This window comes from Streptomyces sp. NPDC006134, from assembly GCF_040628835.1.
Lineage (GTDB): Bacteria > Actinomycetota > Actinomycetes > Streptomycetales > Streptomycetaceae > Streptomyces.
In genome coordinates this window covers 24904-45054 of sequence record NZ_JBEXTV010000057.1, presented here as the reverse complement: position 1 = coordinate 45054, position 20151 = coordinate 24904, and the positions used below count along the sequence as shown (strand labels likewise).

The window sequence follows — 20151 nt, the reverse complement described above, 5'->3', positions numbered from 1 at the left end:
TGACCCACGCTCCGCGGCCGACGCCTCCCTGCGGGCAACGGTGGACCGGAACCGCACCACCGAGCCACCCAGGGAGCCATCGCCGTGTCCTCGACCGCCCCCGAAACCAGATCGAGCGGACGCATCCCGGGCACCCGGCGCCCCCACATCCCCGCGGCCGTCCTCCCGAGCGCGCCGCGCGCCCGCGCGCTGCGTGTCCTGCACGCCCTGCACCGGGCGGCCCCGGCCCTCGCGGCGTACGTCGCCGTCCGCGTCACGGGCCTGCTGGTGCTCACCCTCTGGGCCCAGCGCCGGCGCCAGGGGGTGTGGGTGGTCCTGGCGGCGCAGTGGGACGCCGACTGGTACCTGGACATCGCCGAGAACGGCTACACGCGCGAGCTCGGCACCGCCTACAACGCGAACAACCTGGCCTTCTTCCCGCTCTACCCGGTCCTGACGAAGGCCGTCGCAGTCCTCACCCCCGGCTCCCGCGCCTCCACCGGCCTGGGCCTCGCCGTCGCCGCCTCGCTCCTCGCCGCCTGGGGGATCTTCGCGGTGGGCGACCGCCTGTACGGCCGCCGGACCGGCGTCCTGCTGACCACGCTGTGGGCCGCTTTCCCGGTGGGTGTGGTGCAGTGGATGGGCTACACGGAGTCGCTGTTCACGGCGCTGACGGCGTGGTCGCTGTACGCGGTGCTCACGGGCCGCTGGCTGTGGGCGGGCGGTTTCGCCGCGCTGGCGGGCCTGACCCGGCCGACCGGCGTCGCGGTGGCGGCGGCGGTCGTCGTGGCGGCCCTGTGGTCCCTGCGCCGGCGCCCGCTGCGGGCGCGCGCCCTGATCGCCGCGGCCCTCGCGCCCCTGGGATGGTGCGCGTACGTCGGCTGGGTGGGCCTGCGCCTGGGCCGCTGGGACGGCTACTTCGCCGTACAGCGGCTGTGGCACAACGAGGTGGACGGCGGCGTGTACACGCTGCGCCGGATGCGGCAGCTGCTGGTGTACGACGCGACACCGCACCTGTTCCTGGTGGTGGTGACGCTGACGCTGGCCGGGGCGGTGGTGCTGTTCGGCCTGTCGGTGTGGGACCGCCAGCCGCTGCCGCTGCTGGTCCTCACGGGCGTCCTGCTGGTGATCGTCCTGGCCAGCGGCGGTGTCTACTTCCCGCGGGCCCGCTTCCTCGTCCCGGCGTTCCCGCTGCTGCTGCCGCTCGCCCTGCACCTGTCCCGCGCCTCACGCCGCCACCGCGCGCTCACGCTGACGGCCGCGGTCCTGGGCTCGGCGTACTGCGGCGCGTACATGCTCCTGGTCTGGCCGAGCGCCCCGTAGGCACCGCCACCGCGACCGCCCCCACACCATCCTGCCCCGCCCAGCACCGGCGCCTCAGCCCACCGCCAGCAGCACCGCCAGCAGCACCGCCCCGGCCACCGCCGGCCCCACGACCTCGTAGGCCCAGCGGACGGTCACCTCGCCCTGCGCGGCCGCCTCCTTCTCCCGGGCCTCGTGCAGGGCGCGCAGGTCGTCCATGATCCTGTCGGTCTCCGCGCGCACCGGCCCGTCCGGCACGGCCGCCGCGCCCGTACCCGCACCCGCACTCCCGAACAGGCCCTGCAGCGCCCCGCCGAACAGCCCGGACACCCCGCCCCGGCCTCCCCGGCCGCCACGCCCGCCCCCGTGGCCGTCGCCCGCGGCGGTCCGCCGCGCCTCCCGCCGCGCGGCCTTCTTGCGGGCGCGCAGCGAGACGGGGACCGCCCACAGCTGGTACTTGGCGCCGGAGGCGGCCACGACCTCGTTGGTGTAGCCGGACCGCAGCGCGGCGACCTGTCCCCAGGGCAGCACGACGACGCGGAAGGGGTTGCGGACGCGCAGCCGGTCCTCGCCCGCGAAGACGGCGGGCCGCACGGTGAAGGCGGCCACCAGCGGCACGAGGAGGAGCAGCGCGGCCAGCGCCATCCACGGGGTGCGCCCCTCGCCCGAGACGACGGCGTCGATGCCGAGCCAGGCGACGAGGGCGAGCAGCAGGACGCCGCCGGCGATGCCCCCGGGCGAGCGGTAGACCCGGTCCCGGGGCGCGGGGTCCGGGGGCTGCGGCGCGGGTGACTGGTGGTCCGGGGTCGTCATGCTGCCGATTGTGCCCGACGGCCCCGCGGGCCCGGCCACCGCGATGGCCGTTCCCCCCGCGCCACCCTCCCGCACCGCCTCCCTCACCGCCCTCCCGCGCCACCCTCCCGCACCTGCCGCGGGCGCCCCGTACCGTCCCGGGGGCTGTACAGCCGCTACGCGCGTAGATATGCTCGGCTGGTGACCATGTCCACCAATGCACCCACCGCAGATCACGCACTCTCGGACGTCACCGCGTCCGACAGCACGCTGCGCCGCTTCCTCCACGGGCTGCCCGGCGTCGACGCGGTCGGCCTGGAGGCGCGGGCCGCCGCCCTCGGCACCCGCTCCATCAAGACCACGGCGAAGGCGTACGCCCTCGACCTCGCGATCTCGATGGTCGACCTGACGACGCTGGAAGGCGCGGACACCCCGGGCAAGGTCCGGGCGCTCGGCGCGAAGGCGGTCCGCCCCGACCCGACCGACCGCACGGCCCCGTCCACGGCCGCGGTCTGCGTCTACCCGGACATGGTGGCCACCGCCAAGGAGGCCGTCGCCGGTTCCGGCGTGAAGGTCGCCTCGGTCGCCACCGCGTTCCCGGCGGGCCGCGCCCCCCTCGCCGTCAAGCTGGCCGACGTGCGGGAGGCCGTGGCGGCGGGCGCCGACGAGATCGACATGGTCATCGACCGCGGCGCGTTCCTCGCGGGGAACTACCGGAAGGTGTACGACGAGATCGCCGCCGTGAAGGAGGCCTGCGGGACGTCCGCCCGCCTGAAGGTCATCTTCGAGACCGGCGAGCTGTCGACGTACGACAACATCCGCCGCGCCAGCTGGCTCGGCATGCTCGCGGGCGCCGACTTCATCAAGACCTCCACCGGCAAGGTCGCGGTCAACGCGACCCCGGCCAACACCCTGCTCATGCTGGAGGCGGTGCGCGACTTCCGCGCGCAGACCGGCGTCCAGGTCGGCGTGAAGCCGGCCGGCGGCATCCGCACCGCGAAGGACGCGATCAAGTTCCTCGTCCTGGTCAACGAGACCGCCGGCGAGGACTGGCTGGACAACCACTGGTTCCGCTTCGGCGCCTCCTCTCTCCTGAACGACCTGCTGATGCAGCGCCAGAAGCTGGCCACCGGCCGCTACTCCGGCCCCGACTACGTGACGGTGGACTGAGACACCATGACCATGGAAAAGCAGACGCCCGCATTCGCGTACGCGCCGGCGCCCGAGTCCCGCGCGGTCGTCGACATCGCCCCGTCCTACGGCCTGTTCATCGACGGCGAGTTCGCCGAGGCGGCCGACGGCAAGGTCTTCAAGACCGTCTCCCCCGCCACCGAGGAGGTCCTCTCCGAGGTCGCCGAGGCCGGTGAGGCGGACGTCGACCGCGCGGTCCGGGCCGCCCGCAAGGCGTTCGAGAAGTGGTCGGCGCTCCCCGGCTCCGAGCGCGCGAAGTACCTCTTCCGCATCGCCCGCATCATCCAGGAGCGCTCCCGCGAGCTCGCCGTCCTCGAAACCCTGGACAACGGCAAGCCGATCAAGGAGACGCGCGACGCCGACCTGCCCCTGGTCGCCGCGCACTTCTTCTACTACGCGGGCTGGGCCGACAAGCTGGAGCACGCCGGCTTCGGCGCGCACCCGCGCCCCCTCGGCGTCGCGGGCCAGGTCATCCCCTGGAACTTCCCCCTCCTCATGCTGGCGTGGAAGATCGCCCCGGCGCTGGCGACCGGCAACACGGTGGTGCTGAAGCCCGCCGAGACGACCCCGCTCTCCGCGCTGTTCTTCGCGGACATCTGCCGCCAGGCGGGCCTGCCCAAGGGCGTCGTCAACATCGTCACGGGTGACGGCCGCACGGGCGCCGCCCTGGTCGCCCACCCCGACGTGAACAAGGTCGCCTTCACCGGCTCCACGGCCGTCGGCAAGGAGATCGCCCGCACGGTCGCCGGGACGGACAAGAAGCTCACCCTCGAACTGGGCGGCAAGGGCGCCAACATCGTCTTCGACGACGCCCCGATCGACCAGGCCGTCGAGGGCATCGTCAACGGCATCTTCTTCAACCAGGGCCAGGTCTGCTGCGCGGGCTCCCGCCTCCTGGTCCAGGAGTCGGTCCACGACGAGCTGCTGGACGCCCTCAAGCGCAGGCTCTCCACCCTGCGCCTGGGCGACCCGCTGGACAAGAACACGGACATCGGCGCGATCAACTCCGCCGAGCAGCTCGCCCGCATCACCGCCCTCGCCGACCAGGGCGAGGCCGAGGGCGCCGAGCGCTGGTCCCCGGCCTGCGAGCTCCCCTCGACCGGCTACTGGTTCGCCCCGACGCTCTTCACGAACGTCACCCAGGCGCACACCATCGCCCGCGACGAGATCTTCGGCCCGGTCCTGTCGGTCCTCACCTTCCGCACCCCGGACGAGGCCGTCGCCAAGGCCAACAACACCCCGTACGGCCTGTCGGCGGGCATCTGGACGGAGAAGGGCTCGCGCATCCTGGCGGTCGCGAACAAGCTCCGCGCGGGTGTCGTCTGGTCCAACACGTTCAACAAGTTCGACCCGACCTCGCCGTTCGGCGGTTACAAGGAGTCGGGCTTCGGCCGCGAGGGCGGCCGCCACGGCCTGGAGGCGTACCTCGATGTCTGACGCGCGACTGAGTGTCCTCAAGACCTACAAGCTGTACGTCGGCGGGAAGTTCCCGCGTTCGGAGAGCGGCCGGGTGTACGAGGTGACCGACTCGAAGGGCAAGTGGCTGGCCAACGCGCCCCTCTCCTCCCGCAAGGACGCCCGGGACGCGGTGGTCGCGGCCCGCAAGGCGTTCGGCGGCTGGTCGGGCGCGACGGCGTACAACCGCGGCCAGATCCTCTACCGCGTCGCGGAGATGCTGGAGGGCCGCCGCGACCAGTTCGTCCGCGAGGTGGCGGACGCCGAGGGCCTGTCGAAGTCCAAGGCCGCCGAGCAGGTGGACGCCACGATCGACCGCTGGGTCTGGTACGCGGGCTGGACCGACAAGATCGCCCAGGTGGTCGGCGGCGGCAACCCGGTCGCGGGCCCGTTCTTCAACCTGTCCTCTCCCGAGCCGACGGGCGTGGTGGCGGTCCTGGCCCCGCAGGAGTCGTCCTTCCTGGGCCTGGTCTCGGTCGTCGCCCCGGTGATCGCGACGGGCAACACGGCCGTCGTGGTCGCGAGCGAGAGGTCCCCGCTCCCGGCCCTGTCCCTCGCCGAGGTCCTGGCCACCTCCGACCTGCCCGGCGGCGTGGTCAACATCCTCTCCGGCCGTACGGCGGAGATCGCCGCCCCGCTCGCCGCCCACCAGGACGTCAACGCGATCGACCTCGCGGGGGCCGACGCGGAGCTGGCCAAGGAACTGGAGATCGCGGCGGCGGACAACCTCAAGCGCGTCCTGCGTCCACAGCCCGCGGACGCGGCCGGCTGGTCGGCGGCTCCGGGCATCGAGCGCATGACGGCCTTCCTGGAGACGAAGACGGTCTGGCACCCGACGGGCTCGCTGGGCGCGTCCGGTTCGTCGTACTGACGACCCGTCACGGCGTCGGCCCGTCACGGCGTCGGCCCGACGCGCCGACGACCCGTCGCTCTGACGGCCCGTCGCGCCGGCGGTCGGCACGCCGCCGCACCGGCCGGCACCGTCGCCGGTCCGGCACCTCAGGAGCCGCGCCCGCCCCCGTCCGGGCCGGGCGCGGCTCCTGACGCCGTCCCGTCTCCGGAGGCGGTCAGCCGCCCAGCAGCCCCGCCGCCCGCCCCACCCCCGGCACGCCGCCGACCGACGGCGCCTGCGCCACCGGGGCCGTCACCGCCCGCGAGTCCAGCGGCTCGAAGTCGGCCACCTGCGTACCGACGCCGTTGTCGAGGGGGTCGACGCCCGTGCCCGCCAGCGGGTTGGGCCGCAGCCCCGCCACCGGTCCCACGACATGGCGGACGGTGCCGGCCGCGGCTCCCAGTCCGGTCTGCGGACCGGCCGCGTCCGCGGCGGCGGGACGCGTGTGCGCCACGCCGCCGGGAGCCGCGGGGTCCGCGGGGCCCGCGGAGGCGGCCGAGGCCGTCGCCGCACCGGCTCCCAGCGCGGCGCCCGCCGCCGCGAGGACGGCCAGGGCGCGCCGGGTGACGGGGGTGCGGGGGGCGGAGGCGCGGGGGATCGCGTGTCGGGCCATGACTGCTGCCACCTCTTGCTGCGAGGCACCCGCGGGTACGGCGGCGTACCGGCACACCACGCGGGCGCTGCGGAAGGTAATCGGAAGAACGCACAGGGTAGTGGAGAGGTGACGCGCGCTTCAAAGCCGCTCCGCCGGGTCGGACGACGGCCGTTCGATGCCGCACACTGGTGTCCCGTGAGCTCCCATCCGCCCGTACCCACGCGAGTCGTGCTGCTCTGCGGCCCTTCCGGCTCCGGCAAGTCCCTCCTCGCCGCCCGCTCGGGCCTCCCGGTCCTGCGGCTCGACGACTTCTACAAGGAGGGCACCGACCCCACGCTGCCGCTGGTGGCCGGGAGCTCCGACATCGACTGGGACCACCCCCGCTCGTGGGACGCGGACGCGGCCGTCGCCGCGATCACGGACCTGTGCCGCACGGGCCGTACGAACGTCCCTGTCTACGACATCGCCCTCAGCGCCCGCACGGGCGAGGAGACGGTCGACATCGGGCGGGTCCCGCTGTTCATCGCGGAGGGGATCTTCGCCGCGGACATCGTGGCCCGCTGCCGTGACCTGGGCGTGCTGGCCGACGCGCTGTGCCTGAGCCGCGGCCCGGTGACGACCTTCCGCCGCCGCTTCCTTCGGGACCTGAAGGAGGGCCGCAAGTCGGTGCCGTTCCTGGTGCGCCGCGGCTGGCGGCTGATGCGGCAGGAGCGGTCGATCATCGCCCGCCAGACGGCGCTGGGCGCGCACGCCTGCGACCGGGACGAGGCGATGGACCGCCTGGCCGCCGCGGCGGGCCGCCGCCCGGCGGTGGGTACGGCGGCGTAACCGGACGGCGCCCGGACGGCACGGGACACGACGAGAACGTCAGGACGCGGCGGGACGCGACAAGAACGGGACTGGACGGCTCCCCCGGCCCTCCAGTCCCGCTCCTGCTCCCCCGTTCCCCCGTGCTTCCCCCCGCTTCCCCCCGCTTCCCCGTTCCCCCGTGGTACTTCCCCGTGAGCAAGAGACGGCGACCGCCGCCGTGACACCCCCGGGCCGGGACTTTCTTCGCGACGTTCCGGGCCGGCCGCCCCCTCAGGCGACGAGCTCGCCGAAGGCGTCCTGCCGGTCCCGGCCGAAGCTGAGGACCTCGTCGTCGCGCAGCCGGCGCAGCGAGCGCCAGATGCTGGACTTCACCGTGCCGACGCTGATGCCGAGGAGGTCCGCGATCTCCGGGTCCGTACGGCCCTCGTAGTAGCGCAGGACCAGCATGGTGCGCTGGAGTTCGGGCAGCCGGGCCAGCGCCTGCCACAGGACCGCGCGCAGCTCGGTGCCGCGCATCGCGTCCGTGTCGCCGGGCGTCTCCGGCAGTTCCTCGGTCGGGTACTCGTTGAGCTTGCGGCGCCGCCAGGCGCTGATGTGCAGGTTGGTCATGGTGCGGCGGAGGTATCCGCCGACGGCCGCCTTGTCGCTGATCCGGTCCCACGCCTTGTACGTCGAGAACAGCGCGCTCTGCAGCAGGTCCTCGGCCTCGAAGCGGTCGCCGGTGAGGTGGTAGGCGGTCGCGTACAGGGAGGCGCGGCGCTCCCGGACGTAGGCGGTGAACGCCGCTTCGGCGTCCTTGGCCTCCGCCGGGGAGCGGCGCTCCCCCGAAGCCTCCCCGTACGCGGTTCCCCCCGGTGCTCCCCCCTGCGTCTCCCCCGTGTGCGCGTCGACCACCGCCATGTACGCGATGTGCTGACGCCCGGCGCCGCGAGCGCGCCCCCGGCCTCCCCCGAGATCCCGGTTGCGCTCCGGCAGGGAGGTGCCCCCGCCGGCACCGGGCCTCTCCCCGCCGCGGTGCACGTGCATGTCGTGCAGACGCGTGACCACTGCGCCGCTGGTGCCGGTGCCGTGCAGCGTGTTCATCTCGCGCCCCCCGTCGTGGACTTCCGGTGTTCTGCGTGCTGTGGTGCCAGGCGGCCTCCCGGACGGTCCGGCCCGGGCGGGGCTGCCTATGTCCCAAGAGCCTGCCGTGCCGACTTCATGGCCGTGTCCGTCGACTGTCACAGACCTGTCACAGCGGTCCGTCACGCGGGGAGCACGCTTCCTCCACCGGATCGCCGGGGCGCCCGGCGGTGGACCGGGCCGGGGCGGCCGGGCGCTTCCGGGCCCGCAGGTCGAACGGCGCGGCCTCCATGGGCCAGAATGAGCCCGTGCCTTCCCTGTTGCTGATCGAGGACGACGACGCCATCCGTACGGCCCTGGAGCTCTCCCTGACGCGCCAGGGACACCGGGTGGCCACCGCTGCCAGCGGTGAGGACGGTCTGAAGCTGCTGCGCGAGCAGCGGCCGGATCTGATCGTGCTGGACGTGATGCTGCCCGGCATCGACGGGTTCGAGGTGTGCCGGCGCATCCGGCGCACGGACCAGCTGCCGATCATCCTGCTGACCGCCCGGAGCGACGACATCGACGTGGTCGTCGGCCTGGAGTCGGGCGCCGACGACTATGTCGTCAAGCCGGTGCAGGGCAGGGTGCTCGACGCCCGGATCCGGGCCGTGCTGCGGCGCGGGGAGCGGGAGTCCAGCGACTCGGCGACCTTCGGCAGCCTGGTCATCGACCGTTCCGCGATGACCGTCACCAAGAACGGCGAGGACCTCCAGCTCACCCCGACCGAGCTGCGGCTGCTGCTGGAGCTGAGCCGGCGGCCGGGACAGGCGCTGTCGCGGCAGCAGTTGCTGCGGCTGGTGTGGGAGCACGACTACCTCGGTGACTCGCGGCTCGTGGACGCCTGTGTGCAGCGGCTGCGCGCCAAGGTCGAGGACGTGCCGTCGTCCCCGACGCTGATCCGTACCGTGCGGGGTGTCGGCTACCGGCTGGATCCGCCTCAGTGACACGGGAACACCAGGGGGGTGGCCGCGGCTGGGCCGCGGCGCGCAAGGGAGTCTGGTCGCGGCTGCGCTTCACCAGCCTGCGGCTGCGGCTGGTCGTCGTCTTCGGGCTGGTCGCGCTCACCGCGGCCGTGTCCGCGTCCGGCATCGCGTACTGGCTGAACCGGGAGGCGGTGCTCACCCGCGCCCAGGACGCCGTGCTGCGGGACTTCGAGCAGGAGATGCAGAACCGGGCCGGCGCGCTGCCCACGCACCCCACGCAGGACGAGTTGCAGCGCACGGCCGGTCAGATGGCCGCCGGCGGCCGGCACTTCAGTGTGCTGCTCGTCGCCCGGGACCCCGGCGGCAGGACGGTGTACGGCAGTTCCGGCGGCCTGGGCGGCTTCACGCTGGAGGACGTGCCCGCGTCGCTGCGCGAGGCGGTGGACAAGCGGCAGAAGACCACCGCGACCAACGAGCACGCCTACCACCTGTACTGGCAGCGGATCGTCGACGGCGACACCCCGTACCTGGTGGCCGGGACGAAGGTGATCGGGGGCGGCCCGACCGGCTACCTGCGCGAGTCGCTGGAGCCGGAGGCGAAGGACCTGAACTCGCTGGCCTGGTCGCTGGGGATCGCCACGGCGCTCGCGCTGATCGGTTCCGCGCTGCTGGCGCAGGCCGCCGCCTCGACCGTCCTCAAGCCCGTGCAGCGGCTCGGGGCGGCCGCGCGCCGGCTCGGGGAGGGCAGGCTGGACACCCGGCTGAGGGTGTCCGGCACCGACGAACTGGCCGATCTGTCGCGTACGTTCAACAGTGCCGCGGAGGCGCTGGAGAAGCGGGTGGCGGACATGGCCGCGCGCGAGGCGGCCTCGCGGCGGTTCGTGGCGGACATGAGCCACGAGCTGCGGACGCCGCTGACGGCGATCACCGCCGTGACGGAGGTACTGGAGGAGGAGCTGGAGTTCGAGGGCGGCGGCATCGACCCGATGATCGAGCCCGCCGTGCGGCTGGTGGTGAGCGAGACGCGGCGGCTGAACGACCTGGTCGAGAACCTGATGGAGGTCACCCGCTTCGACGCGGGCACCGCCCGGCTGGTCCTGGACGACGTCGACGTCGCCGACCAGATCACCGCGTGCATCGACGCCCGCGCCTGGCTGGACGCCGTCGAACTGGACGCCGAGCGCGGCATCCACGCCCGGCTCGACCCGCGCCGCCTGGACGTGATCCTCGCCAACCTGATCGGCAACGCCCTCAAGCACGGCGGCTCGCCGGTGCGGGTGTCGGTGACGGAGTCCGAAGGGACGGGGGCGCCGGGCGCGGACGGGACGGAGGGTGCCGGGGGCGCCGAGGGCGCCGGGGGCACGGACGGGGCGGAGGTCGTGATCCGGGTGCGGGACCACGGACCCGGCATCCCCGAGGACGTCCTGCCGCACGTCTTCGACCGGTTCTACAAGGCGAGCGCCTCCCGGCCGCGTTCCGAGGGCAGCGGGCTCGGCCTGTCCATCGCTCTGGAGAACGCGCACATCCACGGCGGTGACATCACCGCCGAGAACTCCCCCGAGGGCGGTGCGGTGTTCACGCTGCGGCTGCCGCGGGACGCCTCGGCGCTGGCCGAGCGGGACGCCGAGGACCGCGCGGGCGGGAAGGACGGCGCGGGCGGCGGAGGTGCCGGGAGCAAGGGCGAGGACACGAAGGGGCAGGCCTGATGACCGTACGCCGCCTGCTGGGGCTTCCCGTGCTTCCCGTGCTGGCCGTCCTGCTCGCCGGGTGCGGTATCCGGCCCACGGAGGTGCCGACGGACTTCGGCCCGGCGCCCTCACGGGTGCGCTGCTCGCTGCCCGAGACGGACGGGCCGGCGCGGTCGGCGCCCGGGATGCCGGTACAGGTGTTCCTGCTGTGCGGCTCGTCGCTGGTGGCGGTGGACCGCGCGGTGCGGGTCCCGGACGGCGCGGCGGACTCGCAGCGGCGGCTGCTGGTGGCGCAGGGGCTGCTGGACGAGCTGGCCGAGCCGCCGTCGGCCGCGGAGAAGGAGGCCGGTTACAGCACGGACGTGCGCGGCGGGACGGTCGTGACCGGCCCGCGTCCCGGCGACCCGGAGGACACGCTGCGGCTCGGCGTCTCCCCCGCGAGCCTCACCTCGTACGCGCTCGCCCAGATCGTGTGCACGTTCTCCGACTCGGCCGCGGCCGAGGGCGACGGCTCGGTGATCCTGGGCGGCCCGGGCGAGCAGCCGCCGCGCCGTTACGCCTGCACGGACGAGGTCCGCGCCCGGCCCGGCGGGAGCGGGCCGCCGTCGAGCGCGGTCACCGGGGAATGACGGGCGGGTCCCGGACGTACCGGTGACGGCGACGGGGCGGCGCATGCGTTGCGGCGCACCCCTGTGCCGCACCCCTGCGGCACACGCGTATGACGCACCCCTGTGCCGCACCCCTGCGGCACACGCGTATGACGCACCCCTGTGCCGCACCCCTGCGGCACACGCGTATGACGCACCCCTGTGCCCCACCCCTGCGGCACACGCGTGTGGCGCATGCCTCACCCGAGTGGGCGACGGCATCGCGGAACCGATCCCGCCGGGGGCCGCGTCTAGGGGGGCGTGCAGCGTCAAGGCTCCATCGGCGGCAGCGCCGCGATCCGCATCCGTGTGACGGGGGGTGCCCTCCTCGTCGCACACCTCGCGCTCGTCGCCTGGTGCACGCTACGGCCGCTGGACGTCCCGTGGGTGATGCCCGCCAATCTGCGCCCGCTCGCCGGTATCCGGGCCGATCTGGCGCTGGGCTGGCCCCAGGCGGCCCGGTGCATCGGCGAGGGGCTCGCCCTGCTGGCGCCGCTGGGCGTGCTGCTGCCGATGGCGGACGGACGGCTGTGGGTCTCGCCGCTGGCCTCCCTGCTCCGTACCGTCGCCGCGGGCGCGCTGCTGTCGCTGGGCATCGAACTGCTGCAGACCGGGGTGCCCGGCCGGGTCGCGGACGTCGACTCCCTGCTGCTGAACACCGCGGGCGTGGCCCTCGCGCACCTGGCCGTCGTCCCCGCCGGCCGGGCCTGGCTCCGTCGCAGGTCCGGGCGCCGGTCCGGTGCGGACGTTCCCCAGGGGGAGCCGTCTCAGGGTCGCACCCCGACGATTCCCAGGGTCGGGATCGCCCCGTAGAGCGACGTTTGAACCTGTTCGTCTCCGTAGTGTGGAAGGCAGAAGAACAGCCGACCCTCCCACTCCGGTCGGCGCCCGGGCGCCGCCGAAGGCGACCGTCCCGACGCGCCGGCGAACGACCGGCAGACCCGAAGGAGCCGCGATGTCCCGCCTCGCCCGACCCACCAACGGCCGCATGATCGGCGGAGTGTGTGCCGCGCTGGCACGTCGCTTCGGCACCTCCGCGACGACGATGCGCGTGATCTTCCTGCTCTCCTGCCTGCTGCCCGGACCCCAGTTCCTGCTCTACATCGCGCTGTGGATCCTGCTCCCCTCGGAGGAGAAGGCGGCCCGGACGGCCTGGTGAGCGACGCGGCCCCCGCACATGCCGACGGGGCGCATCCGGAGGGACCGGATGCGCCCCGTCGGCGCGTGGGGGCGGGTGAGGCTCAGGCGCCCGTGAGGCCGTTCAGCGACAGGCCGTTCGCCGGCAGGCCGCCGAGGAGGCCGGCGACCGGGTCGAGCGGGCTGCGGGGGAGCTGCTGGGCCGTCGGCTGGGCGGCGGTCAGGCCGCCCTCGGCCGCGGCCTCACCCTGCGCCAGCGCCTCGCCCGCGCCCGGCAGCGTCCGGGTGAGGCTGTCCGCCGGGAGCGTCCGGGTGATGGGGTCCAGCGCCTGGCCGGGGTCCGGCGCACCCGGGACGGCGTTGGCCGCGCCCGCACCGGCGGCGGCGAAGGCGACACCGAGGGCGGCGACACCGAGGGTCTTGGCAGCAGACTGCTTCATGTAAATGCGTCCTCGAAAAAATGGATGACGGGGATGAGCGGTCCACGACCGTAAACACGAGGCGCCGCCCACCGCAAACCTCGAAATGCGGACGGATTGTGAAAACCCGCCCGCATTCACGGGACCCCGAGGAGCAACCCCTCACCACGTCAGCCACAAAAGCGCTGGTAGCGGCGTTCTACTGGAACAGCCACTCGGATTTCAGTTCGGCGTATCCGGGCTTGATGACGTCATTGATCATAGCCAGTCGTTCATCGAAAGGAATGAACGCTGATTTCATCGCATTGACGGAGAACCACTGCATGTCGTCGAGCGTGTAACCGAATGCGTCGACAAGGTGCTCGAATTCCCGGCTCATACTGGTGTGGGACATCAGCCGGTTGTCCGTGTTGACGGTCGCGCGGAACTGCAGGCGCCGCAGCAGGCCGATGGGGTGCTCGGCGTACGAGGCGGCGGCCCCGGTCTGGAGGTTGGAGCTGGGGCACAGCTCCAGCGGGATCCGCTTGTCCCGGACGTAGGAGGCGAGCCGCCCGAGCTTCACCGAGCCGTCCTCGTGCACCTGGATGTCGTCGATGATGCGCACCCCGTGCCCGAGCCGGTCGGCGCCGCACCACTGCAGCGCCTGCCAGATGGACGGCAGCCCGAACGCCTCCCCGGCGTGGATGGTGAAGTGGTTGTTCTCCCGCTTCAGGTACTCGAAGGCGTCGAGGTGCCGGGTGGGCGGGTGCCCGGCCTCGGCGCCGGCGATGTCGAAGCCGACGACGCCCACGTCCCGGTAGCGGTTGGCGAGTTCGGCGATCTCCAGGGAGCGGGCGGCGTGCCGCATGGCGGTCAGCAGCGCGCCGACGCGGATGCGGCGGCCGGCCGCCCTGGCCCGCCGCTCGCCCTCCCGGAAGCCCTCGTCGACGGCCTCGACGACCTCTTCCAGGGTGAGCCCGCCCTCCAGGTGCTGTTCGGGGGCGTAGCGGACCTCGGCGTAGACGACGCCGTCCGCGGCGAGGTCCTCGGCGCACTCGGCGGCAACCCGCACGAGCGCCTCGCGGGTCTGCATGACGCCGACGGTGTGGGTGAAGGTCTCCAGGTACCGCTCCAGGGACCCGGAGTCGGCGGCTTCCCGGAACCACCGGGCGAGCTTGTCCGGGTCGGTCTCCGGGAGCCCGGAGTAGCCGGTGGCGTGGGCGAGTTCGACGATCGTGGCGGGGCGCAGCCCGCCGTCGAGGTGGTCGTGCAGCAGAACCTTGGGCGCCCGGCGGATCTGGTCCGGCGTCGGGCTCTTCCCCGTGCTCGGGGCGGTGCTCTGGCTCGTCATTTCCGCACTGTAACTCCTACGCGCGTAGAGGGCGCGGGGTTGTTCGGTGCAGTGCGTCGGTGTACGAATCGTGGTGCGGCGGTGTACGAATGCGCCGATACGTAACGGTGACCGCACGGACGGGTGGCGTACACCCGCTCTTCTGAGACTGTTCTGTCATGGCACAGCAAGCGACGCCGGCGCGCAGGGCACGGCTGGGACGGGTGCTCGGACCGGAGCCGGCCACGGTGAGCGGAGTGGTCCTGCTGCTCCCCGGCGGCGACGAGGTGTCCGGCCGCAGGCCCTCTCCCCTGGTGGCGACCGCGTCGGTGCGCGCGCTGGGCCGCCGGCTGGCCCGCGCGGGGCGGGCGGAGGGCCTGGCCGTCCACGTCGTGCACTACCGCTACCGCGGCTGGAACGGCAGCGAGGCGCACCTCGCGCGGGACGCCTCCTGGGCCGCCGACGAGGTCGTACGGCGCTACGGGGACGTGCCCGTCTGCCTGGCCGGCGTCGGCATGGGCGGCCGGGCCGCGCTGCGCGCGGGCGGGCACGACGCCGTCGGCGCCGTGGTCGCCCTCGCCCCGTGGCTGCCGGAGGACGACGTGGCCGCGTCGCCCGAACCGGTGAAACAGCTCGCCGGGCGGCACGTCCTGATCGTGCACGGCACGAACGACGCGCGGACCGATCCCGAACTGTCGTTCCGGCTGGCGGCCCGGGCGAAGAAGGCGAACCGGGACGTGTGCCGGTTCGAAGTGCACTCCGACGGGCACGGGTTGCACCACTACCGTGACGAAGTCATGGCGCTGACCGAGGACTTCGTGATGGGGGTGCTGTTCGGGCAGGCGTTCTCCCGGCCGGTGCAGGACGCGCTGGTAGCTCCGCCGCCGCTGGGGCTGCGGATGCCGCTGGCGGCGGGGTTCGGCACGTCGTTGCGGCGGTAGGCGCCACGGCCCCTCGGTCACGGCCTTCGGTCACGGCCTTCGGTCACGGCCTTCGGTCACGGCCTTCGGTCACGGCCTTCGGTCACGGCCTTCGGTCACGGCCTTCGGTCACGGCCCTTGCCACGGCCCCTGCCCCGGCCCCTCAGTCGGGAAGCAGTCTGCCCCGCCGGGACAGCAGGAACTTCTTGAACGCCGCCACCGGGGGCGTGTCCGGGCGGCCCGCCAGCCAGGCCACGCCGATCTCGCGCACCGCGCGCGGGGCCGTGACCGTCAGCTCCGCCACGCCCGGGCGGGGCACGGCGGGCGGCGGCAGCAGGGCGACGCCCAGACCGGCCGCGACCAGGCCCCGCAGCGTCTCGGCCTCCTCCCCCTCGAAGGCCACCCGCGGCCGGAAACCGGCCTCCTGGCACAGGGCGTCGGTGATGCGGCGCAGCCCGTAGCCGGGCTCCAGCGTCACGAACATCTCGTCGGCGGCCTCGGCCAGGCGGACGCGGCGGCGGGCGGCCAGGCGGTGGTCGGCGGGGACCACCAGGCGCAGCTTCTGCTCGTCGAGGCGGCGGGCGACCAGGTCCGGCGCGTCGGGGACCGGGGAGGTCAGGCACAGGTCCAGCTCCCCGGCGCGCAGCCGCTCCAGCATCGCCTCGCCGTAGTTCTGCACGAGGCTGAAGCGGACGCGCGGGTGGTCGGCGCGGAAGGCGTGCAGCAGCCCGGGCACGGTCTCGGCGCCCATGGTGTGCAGGAAGCCGAAGGCGACCTTGCCGGTGGCCGGGTCGGCGTCCGCGCGGACCTCCTCGGCGGCCCGCTCGATCTCGGCGAGGGCGCGTTCCACGGAGGCGAGGAAGGTGCGCCCGGCGGGGGTGAGGGAGACCGTGCGGCCGTGGCGGGCGAACAGGTCGACGCCCAGGTCCTGTTCGAGGCGGACCAGGGCGCGCGAGAGGGTCGACTGGGGGACGTTCATCTCCTGCGCGGCGCGCGTGACGTGCTCGGTGCGGGCGACGCCGGCGAAGTGGGCGAGCCGTGGCGCGAGCAGCGCGACGATGTCTTCTGTGTCACCGGACGGTGACAGGCGAGCCCGTGACCTCTGCTGATGCACCATGGGAACGATTATGGCGATTCCATGCATTGGACGGATCAGCGGGCGCCTCCGTACGGTCGCAGCATGACTCCCGCCAGTACCGGGGCGTCGTCCACCACCGTGGGCGCCGCCTCCGCAGCATCCGCACTCCCCGCTCCCTCCTCCGGCGCCGTCTCCGGATCCGGCTCCGGCGCCGGCTCCCGTATGACGCCCGGCGGGCCCGGCTACCGCCGGATGAGCCTCGCCCTCTTCCTCGCGGGCGTCGCCACCTTCGCCCTGCTGTACTCCACCCAGGCGCTGCTGCCGCTGATCTCCGGCGACTTCGGGGTGAGCGCGAGCGACGCGAGCTGGACGGTGGCCGCCGCGACCGGCGGTCTGGCGGTGTTCGTCCTGCCCATGAGCGCGCTGTCGGAGCGGTTCGGGCGGCGTACGGTCATGACGGCGTCGCTGGCCGTCGCGGTGACCGTCGGGCTGCTGGTCCCCTTCGCGCCCTCGCTGCCGGCGCTGGTGGCGCTGCGCGCGGTGCAGGGCGCGGCCCTGGCCGGACTGCCCGCGTCGGCGACGGCGTACCTCGCGGAGGAGGTCACGCCGAAGGCGCTGGTCACCGCGATCGGCCTGTTCGTGGCGGGCAACAGCGTCGGCGGGATGAGCGGGCGCATCGTCACCGGCTGGGTCGCGCAGGAGTGGGGCTGGCGGATCGCCGTCGGCGTGGTCGGCGCGCTGGCGGTGGCGTGCGCGGTGGCCTTCCGGCTGCTGCTGCCCCGGCCGCGGCACTTCCGTCCGGGCTCGCTGCGCCCGCGGGTGCTCGCCCGCACGGTCCGCGGCCACCTCGCCGACCCGCTGCTGCGCCGCCTGTACGCGATCGGCGCCCTGTTCATGACGGTGTTCGGCGGCGTCTACACGGTGATCGGCTACCGCCTGTCCGGCGCGCCGTTCTCCCTGCCGCAGGGCATCGTCGGCTCGGTCTTCCTCGTCTACCTGGTCGGCACGGTGTCGGCGTCGACGGCCGGACGGCTGGTGGGCCGCCTGGGCCGGCGCGGGGCGCTGTACCTGGCGGGCGGCACGACGGCGGCCGGGCTGCTGCTGTCCCTGGCGCCGTCCCTGCCGCTGGTCCTGCTGGGCCTGGTGCTGATCACGGCGGGCTTCTTCGCGGGGCACGCGGTGGCCTCGTCGGCGGTCGGCAAGACGGCCACGCACGGCCGCGCCCAGGCGTCGGCGCTGTACCAGTCCGCGTACTACGTCGGCTCCAGCGCGGGCAGCACGGTCGGCGCGGTGGCCTTCCACGCCCAGGGCTGGGCCGGAACGGTCGGCGTCGGGCTGCTGGCGGTGCTGGGCGTCGTGGCGATCACGCTGCTCGGATCGCGGGCGGCGCGGCGGGAACGGTACGCGGTGACGGCCTGACAGCCGGTCCATCCACCCCTGTGAACTGCTCTTTTCCCAGTCCGCAGGCCATTGTCGGTCCCCTGCGGTAGCTTCCGGAGTGCGAGGCGCGAAGACGCGCACCGACGGGACGGCCCCGCAGGGGTGGGTGGACGATGACCAACGGCACGGTGACGACCGCGGAGCTGGACTCCGCGCTGGAGAAGCACCGGGTCGAGCTGACCGGCTACTGCTACCGGATGCTCGGCTCCTCCTTCGAGGCGGAGGACGCGGTGCAGGACACCCTGGTCCGCGCCTGGCGCGGCTACGCCACGTTCGAGGGCCGCTCCAGCCTGCGCTCCTGGCTCTACCGCATCGCGACCAACGTCTGCCTGGACATGCTGACCGCGGGCAACAAGCGCGCCCGGCCCATGGACCTGACGGAGTCGACGCCGCTGGCCCAGGCCGCCCTGTCGCCCCGCCCGGACCACACGTGGCTGGAGCCGGTGCCGGACGCCCGCGTGCTGCCGACGGTGGAGGACCCGGCGGAGGCGGCGGTCGCCAAGGAGTCGGTGCGGCTCGCCTTCATGGCCGCGCTCCAGCAGCTGCCGCCCAAGCAGCGGGCGGTGCTGATCCTGCGCGAGGTGCTGGCCTGGAAGGCGAGCGAGGTCGCCGAGCTGCTGGGCACCTCGGTCGCCTCCGTCAACAGCGCCCTGCAGCGGGCGCGGGCGACGCTGGCCGAGCGGGGGGACAAGGGGGACGGCGCGGCGGTGTCCGACCCGCTGGACGAGGAGCAGCAGAAGCTCCTGGAGCGCTACGTCGCCGCGTTCGAGGGGTACGACATGGCGGCCCTGACGGCCCTGCTGCACGAGGACGCCGTCATGACGATGCCGCCGTTCGACCTGTGGCTGGCCGGCCCGGCGGACATCACCGGCTTCATGACGACCATCGGCGCCTCCTGCGCGGGCTCGCGGCTGGTGCCGGTGCGGGCCAACGGGCTGCCGGCGTTCGCGCACTACAAGCCGGACCCGGAGGCGGGCGGCTTCACGCCGTGGGCGATCCAGGTGCTGGAGATCTCAGACGGCCGGATCACCGGTTTCCACTGCTTCCTCGACACCCCGCGGTGGTTCCCGCTGTTCGAGCTGCCCCTCCGACTCGAAGCGGAGACCGACCAGGTCGAGCAGGGCGCGTAGGGCCGGGTCGGCGTCGCGCAGCCGTATCCGGCCTCCGGCCCGCCTGGCGGTGAGCTCCAGGCGGGCCAGCAGGTCGACGGCGGCCAGCCCCAGCGGGCCCAGCCCGCCGACGTCACAGACGACGACGCCGGCTCCGGTGGTCCGAAGCAGCGTGCGCACCTCGTCACAGAGCCGGGGCAGCTCCCGCGGGGAGGCGGGGCCCGGCAGCACGAGTACGGCGGGTGTCACGGCATCCACGTGCGGTAGACCCGGGGCGGTCGCGGAACTCATCGGTGTGGGACGGGCCCCGCGGGCGGTGCCCCGGTGAAGACCGCATCGACCTGCGAGGCGGCGCACCCGGAGAATTGCCTGCATGCACCACATACCCGCTCCGGCCACGCTGCCCGACACCCCCCTCCGAGCCGGGGAGGCGCCGTGCAGGGGGTGCTGACGGGGTTCGCGGTCATCGCCGTCGTCATCGGCGTCGGCTATGTCCTGGGCCGGGGCGGCCGTCTCGGCGAGCAGGGGAGCGAGGTGCTGACCCGGCTCGCCTTCCACGTGGCCTCTCCGGCGCTGCTGTTCACCACGCTGGCGCGGGCGGACCTGTCGGTGGTGTTCTCCGCCCGGCTGCTGGTGACGGCGCTGAGCACGGCCGCGGTGATGGGGGTGTTCATCGCCGTCGGCGCCGTACGCCGCTGGGGCGTGGGCCGGACCACGATCGGCGCGCTGTGCTCCGGTTACGTCAACGCGGGCAACCTCGGCATCCCGATCGCCGTGTACGTCCTGGGGGACGCCTCGCTGGTGGCGCCGGTGCTGCTGTTCCAGCTCGTCGCCCTCGCGCCGGTCGCGCTGACGGTGCTGGACCTGGCGGGCGGGGGCGGGAAGGGGGGCCCGCTGTGGCGGCGGCTGCTCACCCCTGTGCGCAACCCGATAGCGGCCGGGGCGCTGGCCGGGGTGGCGGTCGCGGCGAGCGGGCTGCGCGTACCGAGCCCGGTGATGGACCCGCTGGAACTGATCGGCGACATGTCCGTCCCGGCGGTCCTGCTGGCCTTCGGGATCTCCCTGTGCGGCAGCGCGATGCCCCTGCGGGGCGCGGACCGGGAGCCGGTGCTGCTCGCGGTCGTACTGAAGTCGGTGGGGCAGCCAGCGGTGGCCTGGGCGCTGGCGGCGGGGGTGTTCGGGCTGCGGGGCGCGCAGCTGCTGGACGTGGTGGTGACGTCGGCGCTGCCGACCGCGCAGAACATGTTCACGTACGCGTCGGCGTACCGGGTGGGCGAGCGGCTCGCCCGGGACGCGGTGCTGGTGTCGACGGTGGTGGCGGTGCCGGTGCTGGTGGGGGTGGCGGCGATGCTGGGGTGACG

General features: G+C 73.9%; 21 protein-coding genes. 14 read left to right on the top strand and 7 right to left on the bottom strand.

Features of this window, described 5'->3' with window-relative positions:
* Positions 1 to 84: 84 nt before the first annotated feature.
* Positions 85 to 1302: a glycosyltransferase family 39 protein gene (locus tag ABZ340_RS29490; protein WP_358784892.1), complete on the top strand. Its 1218-nt coding sequence runs from the start codon at positions 85 to 87 to the stop codon at positions 1300 to 1302.
* Positions 1303 to 1356: 54 nt separating this feature from the next.
* Here the strand turns inward: ABZ340_RS29490 and ABZ340_RS29485 are convergent, their stop codons facing one another.
* The gene (locus ABZ340_RS29485) at positions 1357 to 2094 is read right to left on the bottom strand and encodes a PH domain-containing protein (protein WP_358784891.1); all 738 of its coding nucleotides are present in this window, start codon (positions 2092 to 2094) and stop codon (positions 1357 to 1359) included.
* Between the two features lie 186 nt (positions 2095 to 2280).
* Here ABZ340_RS29485 and deoC point away from each other — a divergent pair, with 186 nt between their 5' ends.
* From deoC to ABZ340_RS29470, 3 genes are read left to right on the top strand one after another with little or no spacing between them, the layout of a single operon-like run.
* On the top strand, positions 2281 to 3243 hold the full coding sequence (deoC, locus tag ABZ340_RS29480; protein WP_358784890.1) for a deoxyribose-phosphate aldolase: 963 nt from the start codon (positions 2281 to 2283) through the stop codon (positions 3241 to 3243).
* A 12-nt stretch (positions 3244 to 3255) separates the two neighbouring features.
* The gene (locus tag ABZ340_RS29475) at positions 3256 to 4701 is read left to right on the top strand and encodes an aldehyde dehydrogenase family protein (protein WP_358784889.1); all 1446 of its coding nucleotides are present in this window, start codon (positions 3256 to 3258) and stop codon (positions 4699 to 4701) included.
* Positions 4694 to 5590 (top strand): aldehyde dehydrogenase family protein, encoded by an 897-nt coding sequence (locus ABZ340_RS29470; RefSeq protein ID WP_358784888.1) that lies wholly within the window; start codon positions 4694 to 4696, stop codon positions 5588 to 5590. Before ABZ340_RS29475 ends, ABZ340_RS29470 begins: the two co-directional genes overlap by 8 nt.
* A 196-nt stretch (positions 5591 to 5786) precedes the next feature.
* Here the strand turns inward: ABZ340_RS29470 and ABZ340_RS29465 are convergent, their stop codons facing one another.
* Positions 5787 to 6224, bottom strand: a complete 438-nt coding sequence (locus ABZ340_RS29465) for a hypothetical protein (protein WP_358784887.1) — start codon at positions 6222 to 6224, stop codon at positions 5787 to 5789.
* A 108-nt stretch (positions 6225 to 6332) separates the two neighbouring features.
* Between ABZ340_RS29465 and ABZ340_RS29460 the strand changes: the two genes are divergently transcribed.
* Complete coding sequence (locus ABZ340_RS29460) at positions 6333 to 7034, top strand: uridine kinase (RefSeq protein WP_358784886.1); 702 nt, start codon at positions 6333 to 6335, stop codon at positions 7032 to 7034.
* A 252-nt stretch (positions 7035 to 7286) separates the two neighbouring features.
* Here ABZ340_RS29460 and ABZ340_RS29455 read toward each other — a convergent pair whose 3' ends face one another.
* The gene (locus tag ABZ340_RS29455; RefSeq protein ID WP_358784885.1) at positions 7287 to 8099 is read right to left on the bottom strand and encodes a SigE family RNA polymerase sigma factor; all 813 of its coding nucleotides are present in this window, start codon (positions 8097 to 8099) and stop codon (positions 7287 to 7289) included.
* Between the two features lie 287 nt (positions 8100 to 8386).
* Here ABZ340_RS29455 and afsQ1 point away from each other — a divergent pair, with 287 nt between their 5' ends.
* The 5 genes from afsQ1 (at position 8387) to ABZ340_RS29430 (ending at position 12537) form a co-directional block, all read left to right on the top strand.
* The gene (gene afsQ1 / locus ABZ340_RS29450; protein WP_033272295.1) at positions 8387 to 9064 is read left to right on the top strand and encodes a two-component system response regulator AfsQ1; all 678 of its coding nucleotides are present in this window, start codon (positions 8387 to 8389) and stop codon (positions 9062 to 9064) included.
* Positions 9061 to 10749 (top strand): HAMP domain-containing sensor histidine kinase, encoded by a 1689-nt coding sequence (locus tag ABZ340_RS29445; RefSeq protein WP_358784884.1) that lies wholly within the window; start codon positions 9061 to 9063, stop codon positions 10747 to 10749. Before afsQ1 ends, ABZ340_RS29445 begins: the two co-directional genes overlap by 4 nt.
* Entirely contained in the window at positions 10749 to 11360 is a 612-nt protein-coding gene (locus ABZ340_RS29440) for a hypothetical protein (protein WP_358784883.1), read from the top strand. The genes ABZ340_RS29445 and ABZ340_RS29440 overlap by 1 nt, the downstream gene beginning before the upstream one ends.
* Positions 11361 to 11639: 279 nt before the next feature.
* A complete protein-coding gene (locus ABZ340_RS29435; protein ID WP_358784882.1) occupies positions 11640 to 12191 on the top strand; it encodes a VanZ family protein in 552 nt (183 codons plus the stop codon).
* Positions 12192 to 12333: 142 nt separating this feature from the next.
* Positions 12334 to 12537, top strand: a complete 204-nt coding sequence (locus ABZ340_RS29430; RefSeq protein WP_358784881.1) for a PspC domain-containing protein — start codon at positions 12334 to 12336, stop codon at positions 12535 to 12537.
* Between the two features lie 82 nt (positions 12538 to 12619).
* On the opposite strand, the gene ABZ340_RS29425 is transcribed toward ABZ340_RS29430, so the two are convergent.
* Both ABZ340_RS29425 and ABZ340_RS29420 read right to left on the bottom strand, forming a co-directional pair.
* Positions 12620 to 12955 carry an ATP-binding protein gene (locus ABZ340_RS29425; RefSeq protein ID WP_358784880.1) on the bottom strand — a complete coding sequence of 112 codons (336 nt, stop codon included), beginning with the start codon at positions 12953 to 12955 and terminating at the stop codon, positions 12620 to 12622.
* A gap of 178 nt (positions 12956 to 13133) precedes the next feature.
* Positions 13134 to 14264: an adenosine deaminase gene (locus tag ABZ340_RS29420; RefSeq protein WP_358784879.1), complete on the bottom strand. Its 1131-nt coding sequence runs from the start codon at positions 14262 to 14264 to the stop codon at positions 13134 to 13136.
* A gap of 158 nt (positions 14265 to 14422) precedes the next feature.
* Here ABZ340_RS29420 and ABZ340_RS29415 point away from each other — a divergent pair, with 158 nt between their 5' ends.
* The gene (locus ABZ340_RS29415) at positions 14423 to 15184 is read left to right on the top strand and encodes an alpha/beta hydrolase (protein WP_358784878.1); all 762 of its coding nucleotides are present in this window, start codon (positions 14423 to 14425) and stop codon (positions 15182 to 15184) included.
* Between the two features lie 142 nt (positions 15185 to 15326).
* Here ABZ340_RS29415 and ABZ340_RS29410 read toward each other — a convergent pair whose 3' ends face one another.
* Positions 15327 to 16280: a LysR substrate-binding domain-containing protein gene (locus ABZ340_RS29410; protein ID WP_358784877.1), complete on the bottom strand. Its 954-nt coding sequence runs from the start codon at positions 16278 to 16280 to the stop codon at positions 15327 to 15329.
* A 63-nt stretch (positions 16281 to 16343) separates the two neighbouring features.
* On the opposite strand from ABZ340_RS29410, the gene ABZ340_RS29405 reads away from it, so the two are divergent.
* Positions 16344 to 17660: an MFS transporter gene (locus tag ABZ340_RS29405; protein ID WP_358784876.1), complete on the top strand. Its 1317-nt coding sequence runs from the start codon at positions 16344 to 16346 to the stop codon at positions 17658 to 17660.
* Positions 17661 to 17794: 134 nt separating this feature from the next.
* Positions 17795 to 18811: a sigma-70 family RNA polymerase sigma factor gene (locus ABZ340_RS29400; protein WP_358784875.1), complete on the top strand. Its 1017-nt coding sequence runs from the start codon at positions 17795 to 17797 to the stop codon at positions 18809 to 18811.
* Here the strand turns inward: ABZ340_RS29400 and ABZ340_RS29395 are convergent.
* On the bottom strand, positions 18695 to 19081 hold the full coding sequence (locus ABZ340_RS29395; protein ID WP_358784874.1) for an STAS domain-containing protein: 387 nt from the start codon (positions 19079 to 19081) through the stop codon (positions 18695 to 18697). The two genes, ABZ340_RS29400 and ABZ340_RS29395, sit on opposite strands and share 117 nt — an antisense overlap.
* 144 nt (positions 19082 to 19225) lie before the next feature.
* Between ABZ340_RS29395 and ABZ340_RS29390 the strand changes: the two genes are divergently transcribed.
* Positions 19226 to 20149, top strand: a complete 924-nt coding sequence (locus tag ABZ340_RS29390; protein WP_358784873.1) for an AEC family transporter — start codon at positions 19226 to 19228, stop codon at positions 20147 to 20149.
* Positions 20150 to 20151: the final 2 nt, after the last annotated feature.

Excerpts from the sequence above, each read along its gene's own strand:
- ABZ340_RS29485 (WP_358784891.1), bottom strand. The coding sequence starts at position 2,094 with ATGACGACCCCGGACCACCAGTCACCCGCGCCGCAGCCCCCGGACCCC.
- deoC (WP_358784890.1), top strand. The coding sequence starts at position 2,281 with ATGTCCACCAATGCACCCACCGCAGATCACGCACTCTCGGACGTCACC.
- ABZ340_RS29475 (WP_358784889.1), top strand. The coding sequence starts at position 3,256 with ATGGAAAAGCAGACGCCCGCATTCGCGTACGCGCCGGCGCCCGAGTCC.
- ABZ340_RS29470 (WP_358784888.1), top strand. The coding sequence starts at position 4,694 with ATGTCTGACGCGCGACTGAGTGTCCTCAAGACCTACAAGCTGTACGTC.
- ABZ340_RS29465 (WP_358784887.1), bottom strand. The coding sequence starts at position 6,224 with ATGGCCCGACACGCGATCCCCCGCGCCTCCGCCCCCCGCACCCCCGTC.
- ABZ340_RS29455 (WP_358784885.1), bottom strand. The coding sequence starts at position 8,099 with ATGAACACGCTGCACGGCACCGGCACCAGCGGCGCAGTGGTCACGCGT.
- ABZ340_RS29440 (WP_358784883.1), top strand. The coding sequence starts at position 10,749 with ATGACCGTACGCCGCCTGCTGGGGCTTCCCGTGCTTCCCGTGCTGGCC.
- ABZ340_RS29430 (WP_358784881.1), top strand. The coding sequence starts at position 12,334 with ATGTCCCGCCTCGCCCGACCCACCAACGGCCGCATGATCGGCGGAGTG.
- ABZ340_RS29425 (WP_358784880.1), bottom strand. The coding sequence starts at position 12,955 with ATGAAGCAGTCTGCTGCCAAGACCCTCGGTGTCGCCGCCCTCGGTGTC.
- ABZ340_RS29420 (WP_358784879.1), bottom strand. The coding sequence starts at position 14,264 with ATGACGAGCCAGAGCACCGCCCCGAGCACGGGGAAGAGCCCGACGCCG.
- ABZ340_RS29415 (WP_358784878.1), top strand. The coding sequence starts at position 14,423 with ATGGCACAGCAAGCGACGCCGGCGCGCAGGGCACGGCTGGGACGGGTG.
- ABZ340_RS29410 (WP_358784877.1), bottom strand. The coding sequence starts at position 16,280 with ATGGTGCATCAGCAGAGGTCACGGGCTCGCCTGTCACCGTCCGGTGAC.
- ABZ340_RS29405 (WP_358784876.1), top strand. The coding sequence starts at position 16,344 with ATGACTCCCGCCAGTACCGGGGCGTCGTCCACCACCGTGGGCGCCGCC.
- ABZ340_RS29400 (WP_358784875.1), top strand. The coding sequence starts at position 17,795 with ATGACCAACGGCACGGTGACGACCGCGGAGCTGGACTCCGCGCTGGAG.
- ABZ340_RS29395 (WP_358784874.1), bottom strand. The coding sequence starts at position 19,081 with ATGAGTTCCGCGACCGCCCCGGGTCTACCGCACGTGGATGCCGTGACA.